The following is a 13,872-nucleotide window of genomic DNA, read 5'->3' as shown; positions in this document are numbered from 1 at the left end:
TTTACCCCCCATCCGGCGGAACCAGAAGTTTCTCGCCAATTCCCCAGTTCTAAACCCCAGGCCTTACTGGGGCTGTTGGGCAGAAAGGGAGCGAATAAATTGAATTGCTTCCTGGGTGGGCACAATGCGGATTTGCTTGAGCATTTCATCGTTACTACTTTGTAGAGTAGAAATAACGTTCTCCATGGCAATGACATCGATGACAATGCTGTTGGCCATGGCCGGTTGCTCTTGCTTAAATCGTTCCACCATCTGCTGAATCTGACTAGCTTCAAGGAAGAAAGGAATAATTTGCTCGTTTTCCTGTTGGATAGTGAGGTAACCCTGGTCTTCCCCGCCTCTGGCTACAAATAAAGGTACTCCCCCTTGGTATTCAGAATTAGGCATTTGCTGAGCTGCCTGTACCTGGGCGGGAATAGGCACATAGGCAAACCCCAAGGGTTCTGGCTGGTTGGCGTTAGTTTGGGCAATTTTCACCACTTCCCCCAGGGAAACGGGCTGGACACTGACCTGGGAACCGACGTCGGGTTTTTGTTTTTTTAGTTCCTGTAAAAAGCCGTTGGCTTCCTGTTGACTAATGAAAACTCCGGTGACTTTTTCGTTGTCATCACCCACCGCCACCAAGGGAGCTCCCTGGGCATCGACAATGGTAAAAACCGGTACCCCTTGCAGAATTTTGACCACTTCTTCGGTGGGCAGGGCCAGGGCCTGGAAAGTGGTACCCAACCAGGTGCCAACGGCGGTGGTGCCAATCAGACCAAGGGTTGCACCGATGCGGAGTAAGGATTTCATTGTTGCTGTCGCCTCAAAAAGTAATGACAATAAAAATATTGATTTAATCTTCACGAAAATCTTGTTTTTTAAATGTCTGCGGGCCACGGAAAATGGCGATCGCCGAAAAGGTTGGTAGCCGAGGCATGGTCAGCCCTCCTAAACCAGAGGCTATGACAGTCTGGCCATGGAGAAGTTCCCCTCGACCTTACGGTAGCATATTGATTTTTTGAGGCGGCCAGGGGGGGAACAGTGCTGTTTTTTGACTGTCCCCAAGGCAACAATTTCCCCGCCACGGCCATTGGAAGTCGGAATATAGAAATATTTTTTCTTCCTCACCCTGGGGGGATTTAGTTACTGCCGCTGAACACCACTTCGGGGAATTTGCCCTGGGCTTCAGCCATGGAAATCTGTTTGTTTTGATTTTTCAAGTCCTGCCAGAAGTTAATCACCTCGGTGGCTTGGTTGAGCACGTTAATGCGGTCCGCTTCGGCGATCCAATGTTTGGCTTCGAGTTCATCTTTGAGTTGTTGCCAAGCATCGGCCCGGGGCCAGAAGAAGTAGGAAGTGAGGGGACTAGTGCCTTTGCCCACAATTTGATCCACGGCGATCGCCACGTTTTGATCAAGCCAGAGGACTTTGAGGATGAAACTGGTGTGTATGGTAGATGCTGCTTCGGCTGTAGTCACAAGCGAAATTCCCAAGAAATGTAATAATTTGCCAATTTGTTATTGTACCCCATTGTCTCCACCCCTTAGGGGGCGACATTACGGTTATTAAATAAACTCATGGTTTTAGCAATGCCATGGTGCAGACTGTGGGCGATCGCCTCCGTGGCCAAGTCTAAGCTTTTCTCCACAATGGGCAATTCCGAGGGGGTAAATTTACCCAGTACATGGGCGATGGTGTCTTTGGTGACATCACTTTTACCAATGCCTAACCGTAGACGGGGAAAGTCCTGGGTACCCAAATGGCTAATCAGGGATTTCATGCCGTTATGGCCTCCAGCGGACCCTGTTTGCCTCAGGCGTAGTCGGCCCAGGGGTAAATCCATGTCGTCATAGACCACCAACACTGACTGCGGCTCTAGTTTGTACCAGTCCACCACCGCCCGCGCAGCTTGGCCAGAACGATTCATATAGGTGCGGGGTTTGAGCAAGCAGGTTTTTTGCCCGGCCATTAGCCCTTCCCCAAACCAACCTTGGAAGCGCTTATGGTCATACCAAGAACACTGCCAGGCGATCGCCAACGCATCCACTACGGCAAAACCGATGTTGTGGCGAGTTTGATCATATTTCGGCTCAGGGTTACCCAAACCCACGATTAACTTGGGAATCATTCGGCAGTTTGCAATAAGGTTTCCAGATAAACCCGGGCACAAGCCTTGTAGCTGGTGGACATGGGTTTGGTGCCGTAGCCCGCCTCATTTTGCAACAGGAACAGGGATAGGGCAGCGGAAAACACCCGGTCCAGGTCCCAATGGGGATGTTTATCTAGATAGGTGGTCAGGGACTCGTGCAGATCTTCGGGAATTTCAGCAAAAACACTAACGGAGGTATCCATGGTTCTTCTCTCTTTCAAAGGGCGGAACTGCTTTGGGGAATAACTGGGCCGGCTGAAGATTACGGCCCCACACCCAAAGTTTTTCTGCTGTGTGCCCAATAGTTTTATCGGGGAATTCCCCTGGCTGTCAATGGTGGAAAATTTTGCTCAAGGGAGCATTTTTCATTTTTGTCAACGAGACTATAGGCTTTTCAGCCATTTTTACTTAACTCAACTTAACAATAAAACCCGTTTAACCAACTCTCTCTAATTTTTTACGGGATTCCCCAGGAGGCGATCGCCAGAAAAATCTCCCTACTATCCCTAGTGTGAAAACCAGAAAAAATTCCCCCACCCCTGGGGTGCCCACGGCCCAGTCAGGGTTAAGAAACAGCTCAAAAACCTTAACCTCTTGGGGATAAAATCCGGTAACCAGGGGAATGGCTGGGGAAAACCTGGGGAATGGCCTGGGGAGAAAATAGCCAAAAATAAGAATTACAAAATTTTGGGGTTATGTAACAATTTAGAATTAATTTCCCAGTCTCCCAACGAGGGCAAAACCATGGCCGCTAAAATGAAAAAGGGCAGTTTAGTGCGGGTTATCCGCGCCCAATTGGAAAACAGCCTTGAAGCCCAAGCCAGCGATCGCCGTTTACCCGACTACCTTTTCCATAGCAAAGGGGAGGTGTTGGATTTAAATGAAGAATATGCCCTAGTGCGATTTTATGTCCCCACTCCCAACGTCTGGCTGCGCTTAGACCAAATCGAAGCCCTGGCCTAGGTTGCTTTCCTCCACCATCAACACCCCGGAGGGTGCCATGAATAGTTTGGAGTATTCCCCGATCGCCTGTCAGTCCTTACAAGTGACAGTGGTTGGTGCCGGTAATGTCGGCCGGACCCTGGCCCAGAGGTTAGTGCAACAGAACGTTGCCAACGTAGTTTTGTTGGACATTGTGCCGGGATTACCCCAGGGCATTGCCTTGGATTTGATGTCCGCCCAGAGTGTGGAAGAATACGACAGCAAAATTGTTGGCACTAACGACTACGAGGCCACCGCTGGCTCCGACGTGGTGGTGATCACCGCCGGTTTGCCCCGTAAGCCCGGCATGAGTCGGGATGATTTGTTGGGCAAAAACGCCAACATTGTGGCCCAGGCCGCCCGGGAAACATTGCGTTATTCCCCCAATGCCATTCTGATTGTGGTCACCAATCCCCTGGACGTGATGACCTATTTGGCTTGGAAAGTGACCGGGTTACCTTCCCAACGGGTTATCGGCATGGCTGGGGTATTGGATTCGGCCCGGCTCAAAGCCTTCATTGCCATGAAATTAGGGGCTTGTCCCTCGGATATCAACACCCTAGTACTTGGGGGCCACGGAGATTTGATGTTGCCTTTGCCCCGCTACTGCACCGTCAGTGGGGTTCCCATTACGGAGTTAATACCTTCCCAAACCATTGCGGAGTTAGTGGAGCGCACCCGTAACGGTGGAGCTGAAATTGCCGCCTTGCTACAAACGGGTACCGCCTATTACGCCCCGGCCTCTTCCGCTGGGGTGATGGTGGAGTCCATTTTGCGGAATCAGTCCAGGATTCTCCCCGCCGCCACCTACCTTGACGGTATGTATGGGTTGAAGGATATTTTCCTGGGGGTACCCTGTCGTTTGGGCTGCCGAGGGGTGGAAGATATCCTAGAAGTGCAATTAACCCCCGAGGAAAAAGATGCCCTCCATCTTTCCGCTGAAGCGGTTCGCCGTAATATTGATGTGGCGTTGGCCATGGTTAGCGACGATTAACGCGATTAACGGGCAGTGCCAATACCGTTTTTTCACCGAGGTTAGGGCTTAATGGGGAGCATCCGTCTAATGCACGCAAAATTACATCGGGTCTGTGTGACAGAGGCCAATGTTAATTATGTGGGCAGTATCACCATTGACCCAGTAATGTTGGAGCGGGTGGGATTGTTGCCCTTAGAGGAGGTGGATATTATCAATCTCAGCAACGGTAATCGCTTTTCCACCTATGTCCTACCCGGTCAAGCCCATTCCAAGGAAATTTGCCCCAACGGTGGAGCCGCCTTGCTTTGTCAACCAGGCGATCGCCTGATTATTTTTGCCTACGAACTATGTGAGCGTAATCAGGTGTTGCAGACTGGACACCAAGCTAAGGTGTTGGTGGCTGATGAAAGCAATGAAACGGTGGATTTTTATTTACAAGAACTAATTCCCCAAGAACAGGGGGTGCGATTTATCAACACCAATTGTTCGGCACCAGTGCCCAAATAAATTGATCGGATCAACCCCACTAATCTGGAGAAAATCGATGCTTTGCGCCCTCAGTCGCCCAAATAATGCCGGTGGGGATCGGGGCGTTGGTGGTAATAACGGTAGCGACGATAATCCTGCAAAATTTGCCCGTGGTCAAAACAAACCGGATCGGGAAATTCCCACAGATCAAAAAAGCCGACGGTTTTAGCATCGTCCGCAGCTTGGGGTCTACCAGTGGCCGCCGCCAGGAATACCACACTCAGGGTATGTTGCCGGGGATCCCTGCGGGGGTCGGAGTAGGCGTAAAACATTTCAATTAGCTGCACATCGAGGGAAATTTCTTCCTTAGCTTCCCGCAGAGCTGCCGCTTCTAGGGTTTCCCCATAGTCCACAAAGCCTCCGGGCAAGGCCCAGCCGTGGGGCTGATTTTGCCGCTCAATTAATAAAATGGGTCGGCGAGGTTGATCAATCATTTCGATAATCAAATCCACTGTGGGAAGGGGGTTACGAAGAGTCACAATTGTGCCTGCTAATGGATGAAAATTAATTCAATGGGGTTAAGAAGTCATTTTTAACGGCAATGGGCTGAAATCCCCGCCCCTTGGGGCGCAATCTTCTATGATGATACTGTTGACATGGCGACGGATAGCGAGAGCCAAGCTAGACACATACAAAATATTTTTTGTGACCATTAGTTTTGTCCTCAGGAATTGGGGATGGGGAGTCCGCCTATCGCCAGAATATAAGACTCGCTATTCTTCGGAATAGAAAGCTTGGCTGCCCCAAATTGCCTTTGCCTCACTGGATTGTTTTGCTAGGCTGGGGAAAGATAAAGATACTGCAAAATTTGCCCAAATTTGCCCCTATGTTTTCTTTGCTTCTTTCTGGTTGGCGGCGGTGGTTACAAATTCTTGTCCTGGCGATCGCCTTGGTGTTGCTCTGGGCCCCGTCGGTGCTGGCCCAAGCCAATACAGTTAACTATACCTACGGAGATTTAGCCCGCTCAGATTTCTCCCATCAGGATTTGAATAAGGCAGTATTTGCGGCGGCAGATTTGCGAGAAAGCAATTTTGAGGGCAGTGATCTCACCTTCTCCATTTTGACCGATGCAGTTTTTCTCCATGCCAATCTACGGGGAGCTAACCTGAGTGGTTCCCTAGTGGACCGGGTTACCCTAGATTTTGCTGATCTGCGGGACACCATTTTCACCGAGGCAATCGCCACCCGTACCCGTTTTTATGATACCGATATCACCGGGGCGGACTTCAGCGATGCGGTGATTGATGCCTACCAAGTCAAGCTTATGTGTGAACGGGCAGAGGGAGTTAATCCAGTGACAGGGATAGCTACCAGGGACAGTTTGGGTTGCAGATAGTTTAAAAATGCCTAAAACTTGTCAATTTAAGCTGAAAATTTTGGAGAAATTTTAGTAACTTATTCTGGCTATCCTAAATTTTAAATCTTTTCAAAAATATCCTCCCAGGAACTATAAATTGCCCCCTGACCACGGTAAACGCCATCAGCATTGTGAAGATTCCAGACGGTAACATTTTTAATCCAAAAGCGACGTCCTCCCTTGGCAATACGAATACCTTGGTAATTCTCCATAAAACCCTGACGACTAACGGCATCTAATAATTTTTGTCGTTCCATTTGGTTAGGAACTTCCGCAGACTGACGGGAAGGTAATTGGCAAAATTCAACCCAGGGAAATTCAAATAGTTTCTGGGCGGCAAGATTGGCGTAGTTAAAAATAGGGTCAGGCTCTGTGCCATGGGAAACTACTACGTAGGGAGCTTCGTAAATCGCCTGGGCTAGGGCCATTTCAGTTAGATCGCTAGGGCCAAAGGTTTTACCAATTAAGCGTTCATAGCTTTGACGCAGTAAATTAATATGGTCCAGATAAAACTGATTACTGGCATCGGGGATTGGGCGGATCATGGAGTTTATTTTTAGCTCAATAAAATTAACAAATAGGATTTACATATTAACTATTTTTTATGCCAATGCCATCCCCTAAATAATTAACACTTAAAACAGTAATAAAAATAGCTAAGCCAGGAAAAACTGCCATTAATGGTGCCGTTTCCAAATAATCCTTGGCAGTGTAAAGCATCTGGCCCCAGGTGGGTACATCCGGGGGAAAACCTAAGCCTAAAAAGCTCAGGGTTGATTCGGTAATAATGGCATTACCCACCGCTAAGCTAGCTGCCACAATGATTAAACTCAAGACATTGGGGAGTAGATGACGCCAAATAATATGATTAGAGCCCGCTCCCATGGCGATCGCCGCTTTGACAAATTCCATTTCCCTTAGGCGTAAAATATTGCCCCGTACCAACCGAGCCACACTCATCCAATTGAGCAAACCAATGAGCAAAACCACCAAAATAAAAATGCCTTTTTCGGGGGAAGTGGCCCTGGTCACCGGCTCCCGAAATAAATAAACTACCAACAACACCAAAGGCAATTGGGGCAGAGCTAAAAATAGATCCGTAATTCGCATTAAAATTACGTCCCACCAACCACCAAAATAACCGGCGATCGCCCCGATTAAGGTGCCCAAAGTGAGGGAAACCGCCATGGCACTCAGCCCCACCGCCAGAGAAATCCGGCCACCTATAAGTAAGCGAGCCAATTGATCCTGTCCCAAATCATTAGTTCCCAGGGGATGTTGCCAACTAGGGGCGGCCGCTGTTTGAGTAAAATCAATTTGGTCGATGGGAACCCGATAAAAGATCGGACCAAAAACCACCGCCAAAACAATTATGATCAGGGCAATTAAGCTCAAGGAAGCTAACGGCTTTTGCAAAATAATTTTTTTGAACCTGAAGCTTGTCTGGCGATCGCTGACAGGCGATGGCTTGGAAACGGGAAAATTCTTAGTCATGGACGAGAGAAACACTAACAATTTGCCAAGGATTAACCGTATTGTCTCCTGGTTGGGGTTCTTCCAACAGATTTACTTTGGTTTGAACACGGTAGTCACAAATTGTGGTTACGAACAACTGGGCAGATTTCCCGATAGTTTCATAGCAACGCATTATCCAATTTTCTGGGTTATCTTCCTGTCGCTTTAGGGCCATTAAACAAAGATTTTCACTACTAATGGTCAGCCAAGACTTACCTAGCCATGGTCTTACTTGATTTGATGTTGCATTACAATTTTCAGGAAAATAAGGCCTCAAGGGACGATGAATGCCATAACCCATGGCTACCGTTTTTGCCGATCGCCAATCTCCTTGGTGGGGATAAAAGTAATAACTAAATGTATGTTTACCCTGGTCAGCATTAGGATCGGGCCATACACTACTACGCAAAAGAGTTAAGCGCATTAAATTATCTTTTACGTCACAGCCATATTTACAATTGTTGAGGATACTAACTCCGTAATTTTTCTCAGTATCATTTAGGGAAAACCAATGTTGATGAGACACTTCCCATTGGGCTTTTTCCATCTCCGTTTGGGGATTAATCGGGCGATCCACCACGGCACAGGGAGCTTCCGTAGTAAAAAATTCACTTTGTAAAGCCACAGGAAAAGCCGCTTTCACCATCACATGGGTTTCTTGCCAATCCACTTCAGTTTTAATTTCCAGCAAAGGGGAATTTTGGCTTAGACAGTAATCTTGGGTGAAGGTAGATTTTTGAAATTTTTTGGCTACCCGCAAACGCCAACGCAGGGGGCCTTGCTCTAGCCATTGCCAGTTAATCAATTTTCCTGAATGGAGATGATATTTTTCATAATCAGGATCGATATTCCAAGCGTCCCAATATTGCCCTTGGTCTCGAAAAAATTGCAACTGATTACCATGGCCAGCTAAGACTTGACGGCGGTTAATCAAATCATCGATGCTTACTATTTCGCCACTTTCCGGACTAATTTCAACTCTTAACCAACCATTATCCAGAATAGGTTCTTGACTAAAAACTTGTAGTTGTTGACTATCTGACGAAATTTCTTCACACTGCAACCAGTAACCACTACAGGTTAAAGGCGGTGAATTGACCATAAATAATAATGTGTCTGCCGTTGTTAATTGGGTATCAACTAATTTTTTATTTTGCCAATCATAAACTTGATATTGCTTGCCTGGTTGGACTGGGATTTCCACTAATTGATTTTGCGACCAATGGAGAGGATTAAAAATTAATAAAGGAGTCCCTTTTTTTCTTGGATTATCGGCATAGCTGATTTGGGTACTGAGGCAATCCAAGGCTTGATCAATGATCTCATTAGTAGTTTGGTAAACTTCTTGCCAAGCTTGATTAGCCACTGCAAAAACTTCAGGAATAGATGTGCCTGGTAAAATATCGTGAAATTGATTGAGCAAAACTTTCTTCCAAGCTGACTCTAGTCGGTTTTGTGGGTAGTCATAATCCCCTAGCCAGCTAGCAAAACTACTCCAAAGTTCCGCTTCGTATAGTAAATGCTCACATTGACGATTATAAAATTTTTGGTCAGCATGAACAGTGAAACAACCTCGATGCAGTTCTAAATATAATTCCTTCTGCCACAGAGGAAAAGATTGCTCCGGTGGTAGTTTTTGCTTAATTCTAGCCAAAAAATTCTCCGCTGTTCCGGTGTTAATGGTTGGGAAAAATTCCGAATTTTGCCACCGTTGCTTCATGCGCCACATATCCTGGCTCGGGCCACCACCATGGTCTCCCACCCCTGGTAACCAGAGACATTCCTTCAGTCCAGTTTGCTTCTGCCACCGGTTAGCATAATTGGCCATGGATAAGGGTTGATTGTCCATCACCCCGGCTAAGTTGGGCGGTGCCATCACCGTGAAAATTTCTGTCCCATCCGGCGATCGCCAGTGGAAAGCCCCATGGGGAAAACTATTGGTATCGTTCCAGTGGAGTTTACCCGTGACAAAATAATCTATCCCACCTTGACAAAAAATCTGGGGTAACTGACCACAAAAACCAAAACTATCGGGAAGCCAAGCAACTTTGCTAATTTGACCAAATTTTGCTTCAAAATACCTTTGGCCATAAAGCAATTGGCGAGCTAGAGATTCACCGCTAATAATATTTACTTCCGGCTCAACCCACATTCCCCCCAACAGTTCCCAGTTTCCTTGTTGAACAGCTTTTTGAATTTGCTCAAATAATGCCGGTCGATGCTCTTCAATCCATTGGTATAAAACCGGACTGGTGTGACCAAATACCAAATCAGCAAACTCTGTTTGTAAATTAATGACTGATTGAAAAGTTCTTTCCCCTACTTCCCAAGTCTCCTCCAATGGCCATAACCAAGCCATATCTAGATGGGCATGGCCTAGTAAATTTATTTGTTGTTGTTTCAATCCTTCAGTTAACGGCAGTAATCCTTGACGAAGTTGCAGTAATGATTGATCAAATTGTTCTTGATCTGAAATTTTATTCCAAGTAATTGCTTCTAAAGCCTGACTTAATTGAGCCAGTTTTCCTGATTTAAATTGAGCCAAATATAAGCTTAGAACTTCAATTTCATCAGCAATAAAACCCGGATCTGGGTCAGGATATTCCCGCTCAAAAATTAATTGGGACTGCATCAATCCACCAATGTCATGGCCCGGGCTAGTTAACTTTAAAGCCACGGTAAACGCTTGGGCAATTTGGGCATTATCAGTTAACAAAACTCTAGCTTTAGAGTCAAATAAATCCCCAGCCTGAGCTAAATTACCATTGACAAAAATTTTAGCATCCTTGGCCCACCAAGTTAAAGCTAAACGCAATGTCAAACCATCTAAAGGATAGTTCGCCAAAGCTTTAGGCACGGTAAAAGTTTGGGCAAACCATTGGATTTTTTCGCCTTTTTCCCAAATTAAATAACCCTTCTTGTTAACTTTACCCAATGGATAAGTTTGCCAATCAGCAATCTCCCAAGGCGCATCAGGTAAGCAATACCAACGGTTTTGACAATTTTGCTGACATAAACGCCTTAGTTGATCCAGCACCAGGGCGATACTAATTTCCGGCAGTAAGGGATTCAACGATTCTGTCATTACTCTTCTGCACTTAGGGCGGCCAAATCCAGCAACACTTCTCCTCTTATCAACCTTTGACTGGCTTCCAATAAAGTTTCCTCAATGTATGGCTTCACAAAGTATCCCTTGGCACCTTTCTCCGCCGCCATGCGCTGCATTTTTTGTGCTCCCCGGGAGGTAATCATGGCCACTGGGATACGGGAAAGGTTGGGATCTTCTTGAATGCGCTCCAATAATTCCAGGCCGTTCATGCGGGGCATTTCAATGTCACAGAGAATCAAATCACAGGGTAAGCCGGACTTGAGTTTTTCCCAAGCATCCTGGCCATCCCGGGCGGTTTCTGTGTGGTAATCGGCTTTTTTAAAGGTCATGGAAAGCATTTCCCGTACCATTACCGAGTCATCGATAATTAACACCGTTGAACGTAGGGTGCCAGGGTTACTCTTCACAATGGTAGGAGCTTCCTCAGAAAAGTTGCCCCGGGCTTTTTTGAAGCGGGACAGAATGGAATTAGTTTTGCGGGTACTGCCAGGGAGTAATACTTCTCCACTCAACATCCGGTTAGCCGCATCCAAAATGTCTTTTTCTGTATAGGGCTTAGTGAAATAACCCGTTGCCCCCAGCTTGGCCGCCACTTTGCGATGGCGATCGGCTCCCCGAGAAGTGAGCAAGGCCACTGGAATGGAAGAAAGTTCTTCGTCTGCTTGCAATTCCGACAACAATTCCAAGCCATTCTTACGCGGCATCTCAATGTCACAGAAGACCAAATCACAGGGTAGCCCAGACTTCAACTGCTCCCAAGCTTCTTGACCATCCCGAGCTTGCTCCACCCGGAAACCCGCTTTTTTGAAGCTGAGGGATAGCAGTTCCCGCACCGTAATGGAGTCGTCCACAATCAGTACGGTGGGGTCCATGTGGACTTCATTGGCTGTGGGGGTGAGGGTTTTGCGCCATAGTCCGCCACTACTGTCGGTGCGGAGACGACCCTGGGCAATTTCGATCAGTTCTAAAACATCGGCGATGGGCATGATACTGCCATCCCCCCGCACAGTAGCCCCGGCAATACCAGGGGGTTTGGGAATGGGTCCTTCAATCTGTTTGATCACAATTTCTTCTTCCCCTAGGATCTGGTCTATCTGCAGGGCTAGGAGGTTACCAGAACTGCCTCGGGCGATGATGACCCGCACCACATCGTCCTCTTGCTTGCCGCCATAAACACTCCCCCGGCTCAATTGACGGTTATAGTTGAGCAGATCTTTGAGGGGATAGAGGGGTAAAAGCAAGGCTTCCTTGCCGTATCTGACGCACTTTTGACCATCTTCATCGGTGACAATGTCCTTGGGCAGATAGTCCCTGGTATCTTCCACCCCGTCCATGGGAAAGGCGATGCGAGCCCGATCGCTCAGACAACAGAGGGCTTTGCAAATGCTCAGGGTGAGGGGCAAACGGATGGTAAAAGTGGTGCCCTTACCCACAGTGGAGTCAATGTTAATGGCTCCCCGGATATCAATCAAACTGGTGCGTACCACATCCAGACCTACCCCCCTACCGGCAAAGTCGTCTGCCGTATCCTTGGTGCTAAAGCCGGCATGGAACAAGAGGTCATACACTTCCGATTGGGATAGACTCTGGGCCTCCATCCGGGTGATGAGACCCTTTTCCACCGCCTTTTGTTTGACCATTTCCGTGTTGATGCCAGCTCCATCATCGGAGACAGTAATCAGGGTCTGGTTTCCTTGAAGAAAGGCCCGCACGGCGAGATGTCCTTCGGCAGATTTGCCCAATTGTTGCCGTTGCGCTGGGGTTTCAATGCCGTGGGTGATGGCATTGTTAACCAGGTGGGTCATGGGGTTGTAGAGGTGCTCCAAAATCATTTTGTCGATTAGCACATCGCCCCCTTCCACCTCCAGGTTGACCCTTTTATTGAGCTTCATGGACACTTCCCGAATGGCCCGCGGCAGGCGATCGGCAGTTTGGGTAAAGGGCACCATGCGGGATTTGGTCATCCCCTCTTGGAGTTGGGTGGTTACCTGTCTCAGGGTTCTGGCAACTTGATCAGTCTCGTCCACCAAGTACTGAATGTCTGACGCAGACTCCCGCACCCGTACAATCAGTTCAATCATCTCCTGGGAAAGTAGATGAAAGCCTGTAAAACGGTCCATTTCCAAGGCATCCAAGGGCTGTTCATTCATAGTGGAAGAACCGGAGGCCGTGGCCCTGGCATCAGGGTAGGTCGTTTTCGAGGATTGATAACGGTTGCTGGTGTTGCGGCTAGCTAATAGAGCTCCCTCCAACAAAGTTCTCTCGTATAAGTCCTGCATACGCCCCCCCACATCGCTGAGGTTTTGGGCCTGGTTAAGCAGATTATCCAAAAATTGCCGCAAACGTTCTTGATCCTGTTCGAGGCGGTTCCGTTTGACTACTAGTTCTCCAATTAAGTTGCTGAGATTATCCAGTTGTTTAATGGGGACCCGCATGGTCTGCTCAAAACTACGGGATTTAACTTGCCGGGGCCGGGCGGGCAATCGAGCCCCTCCCATACTGGCTATGCCTCCCCCAAGATTGCTATCTGCTTGCTCTAGCAAGGCTTCCAAGTCTTTGAATTCGTCCTCATCTTCCTCTTCCACAGCCACGGGCAAGCGAAAAGGATGGCTGATGGTGGCAAAGGATTTTTGCGCTGGGGTATCGATGAGGCTTTCTAGTTCGGTGAAGGAAAAATTCTCGTCCAGCACAGGGGCATCAATCAGTCCATCCAAATCATCGATCGCCGCAAACAGCATTACTTTGCCTGTCGATGGGGGCGCCAGATCGGCACCGGCAAAGGTATGCAAACCAGGGCTGGTGATGGCGGGCTCAGCATCCCCTACCCCTAATAAGTCCTGCAACTCCGCCAGGTCATGGTCATTGAGTCTACCACTGGTTTGATAGGCGGGGGCAGTAGTTTCGGGAATGGAAGCAAGGGGATCCGCTTCCATCATTTGGTCAATTTCTAGCCAACTGGAGCTTTCAAAAGGATCGATCACCGTTGTGGGGGCATCTTCATCGGTAAAGAGAGCGTCTAGTTCCGCTTCCGGGGAATTGAAATCTAGGGTCATGCGAACCGGTGGCTCTTCCTTCCCTGGGGACGATGGGCCAAACCCTTCTTCCTGGATAACGGTGGGTTCTCCTTCAAACAGATCACCAAAATCCAATTCCTCAATGCCATTATTTTCTTCGTCACCACCAATGAGGGAAGTAAAGGCATCTTCCCCCTCCTCTTCCTCAAACCAATTTTCAAATGCCTGGGCTGGGTTGGGATCGCTAGTCATTGCTTCTTG

General features: G+C 47.9%; 13 protein-coding genes. 4 read left to right on the top strand and 9 right to left on the bottom strand.

The window, feature by feature from the left end; translation table 11 throughout:
* Positions 1 to 63 precede the first annotated feature (63 nt).
* The 4 genes from IQE94_RS12420 to IQE94_RS12405 form a co-directional block, all read right to left on the bottom strand.
* On the bottom strand, positions 64 to 846 hold the full coding sequence (locus IQE94_RS12420; RefSeq protein ID WP_223342059.1) for a Tic22 family protein: 783 nt from the start codon (positions 844 to 846) through the stop codon (positions 64 to 66).
* Between the two features lie 275 nt (positions 847 to 1,121).
* Positions 1,122 to 1,460 carry a 30S ribosomal protein PSRP-3 gene (locus IQE94_RS12415; protein WP_190599274.1) on the bottom strand — a complete coding sequence of 113 codons (339 nt, stop codon included), beginning with the start codon at positions 1,458 to 1,460 and terminating at the stop codon, positions 1,122 to 1,124.
* A 65-nt stretch (positions 1,461 to 1,525) separates the two neighbouring features.
* Positions 1,526 to 2,110, bottom strand: a complete 585-nt coding sequence (gene pth / locus IQE94_RS12410; RefSeq protein ID WP_223342058.1) for an aminoacyl-tRNA hydrolase — start codon at positions 2,108 to 2,110, stop codon at positions 1,526 to 1,528.
* A complete protein-coding gene (locus IQE94_RS12405; RefSeq protein ID WP_223342057.1) occupies positions 2,107 to 2,334 on the bottom strand; it encodes a DUF2811 domain-containing protein in 228 nt (75 codons plus the stop codon). Before IQE94_RS12405 ends, pth begins: the two co-directional genes overlap by 4 nt.
* A gap of 541 nt (positions 2,335 to 2,875) precedes the next feature.
* On the opposite strand from IQE94_RS12405, the gene IQE94_RS12400 reads away from it, so the two are divergent.
* From IQE94_RS12400 to panD, 3 genes are read left to right on the top strand one after another with little or no spacing between them, the layout of a single operon-like run.
* Positions 2,876 to 3,094: an NAD(P)H-quinone oxidoreductase subunit O gene (locus tag IQE94_RS12400; RefSeq protein ID WP_010873698.1), complete on the top strand. Its 219-nt coding sequence runs from the start codon at positions 2,876 to 2,878 to the stop codon at positions 3,092 to 3,094.
* A gap of 37 nt (positions 3,095 to 3,131) precedes the next feature.
* Positions 3,132 to 4,106 (top strand): malate dehydrogenase, encoded by a 975-nt coding sequence (gene mdh / locus IQE94_RS12395; RefSeq protein ID WP_223342056.1) that lies wholly within the window; start codon positions 3,132 to 3,134, stop codon positions 4,104 to 4,106.
* Between the two features lie 51 nt (positions 4,107 to 4,157).
* On the top strand, positions 4,158 to 4,595 hold the full coding sequence (panD, locus tag IQE94_RS12390) for an aspartate 1-decarboxylase (protein WP_194013787.1): 438 nt from the start codon (positions 4,158 to 4,160) through the stop codon (positions 4,593 to 4,595).
* A 50-nt stretch (positions 4,596 to 4,645) separates the two neighbouring features.
* Here panD and IQE94_RS12385 read toward each other — a convergent pair whose 3' ends face one another.
* Positions 4,646 to 5,095: an NUDIX hydrolase gene (locus IQE94_RS12385; RefSeq protein WP_223342055.1), complete on the bottom strand. Its 450-nt coding sequence runs from the start codon at positions 5,093 to 5,095 to the stop codon at positions 4,646 to 4,648.
* Between the two features lie 347 nt (positions 5,096 to 5,442).
* On the opposite strand from IQE94_RS12385, the gene IQE94_RS12380 reads away from it, so the two are divergent.
* Positions 5,443 to 5,952 carry a pentapeptide repeat-containing protein gene (locus tag IQE94_RS12380; RefSeq protein ID WP_223342054.1) on the top strand — a complete coding sequence of 170 codons (510 nt, stop codon included), beginning with the start codon at positions 5,443 to 5,445 and terminating at the stop codon, positions 5,950 to 5,952.
* 80 nt (positions 5,953 to 6,032) lie between these two features.
* Here the strand turns inward: IQE94_RS12380 and IQE94_RS12375 are convergent, their stop codons facing one another.
* From IQE94_RS12375 to IQE94_RS12360, 4 genes are read right to left on the bottom strand one after another with little or no spacing between them, the layout of a single operon-like run.
* Entirely contained in the window at positions 6,033 to 6,518 is a 486-nt protein-coding gene (locus IQE94_RS12375; protein WP_223342053.1) for an MEKHLA domain-containing protein, read from the bottom strand.
* Positions 6,519 to 6,564: 46 nt separating this feature from the next.
* Positions 6,565 to 7,467 carry an ABC transporter permease gene (locus tag IQE94_RS12370; RefSeq protein WP_223342052.1) on the bottom strand — a complete coding sequence of 301 codons (903 nt, stop codon included), beginning with the start codon at positions 7,465 to 7,467 and terminating at the stop codon, positions 6,565 to 6,567.
* On the bottom strand, positions 7,460 to 10,573 hold the full coding sequence (locus tag IQE94_RS12365; RefSeq protein WP_223342051.1) for an alpha-mannosidase: 3,114 nt from the start codon (positions 10,571 to 10,573) through the stop codon (positions 7,460 to 7,462). Before IQE94_RS12365 ends, IQE94_RS12370 begins: the two co-directional genes overlap by 8 nt.
* Complete coding sequence (locus IQE94_RS12360; RefSeq protein WP_223342050.1) at positions 10,573 to 13,863, bottom strand: hybrid sensor histidine kinase/response regulator; 3,291 nt, start codon at positions 13,861 to 13,863, stop codon at positions 10,573 to 10,575. Before IQE94_RS12360 ends, IQE94_RS12365 begins: the two co-directional genes overlap by 1 nt.
* Positions 13,864 to 13,872 lie beyond the last annotated feature (9 nt).

Origin of the sequence: Synechocystis sp. PCC 7339 (genome assembly GCF_019924095.1) — a bacterium.
In the GTDB taxonomy this organism is placed as follows: Bacteria; Cyanobacteriota; Cyanobacteriia; order Cyanobacteriales; family Microcystaceae; genus Synechocystis.
Note: the sequence above shows the minus strand (reverse complement) of the source record. Positions and strands in the feature narration are given on the sequence as shown.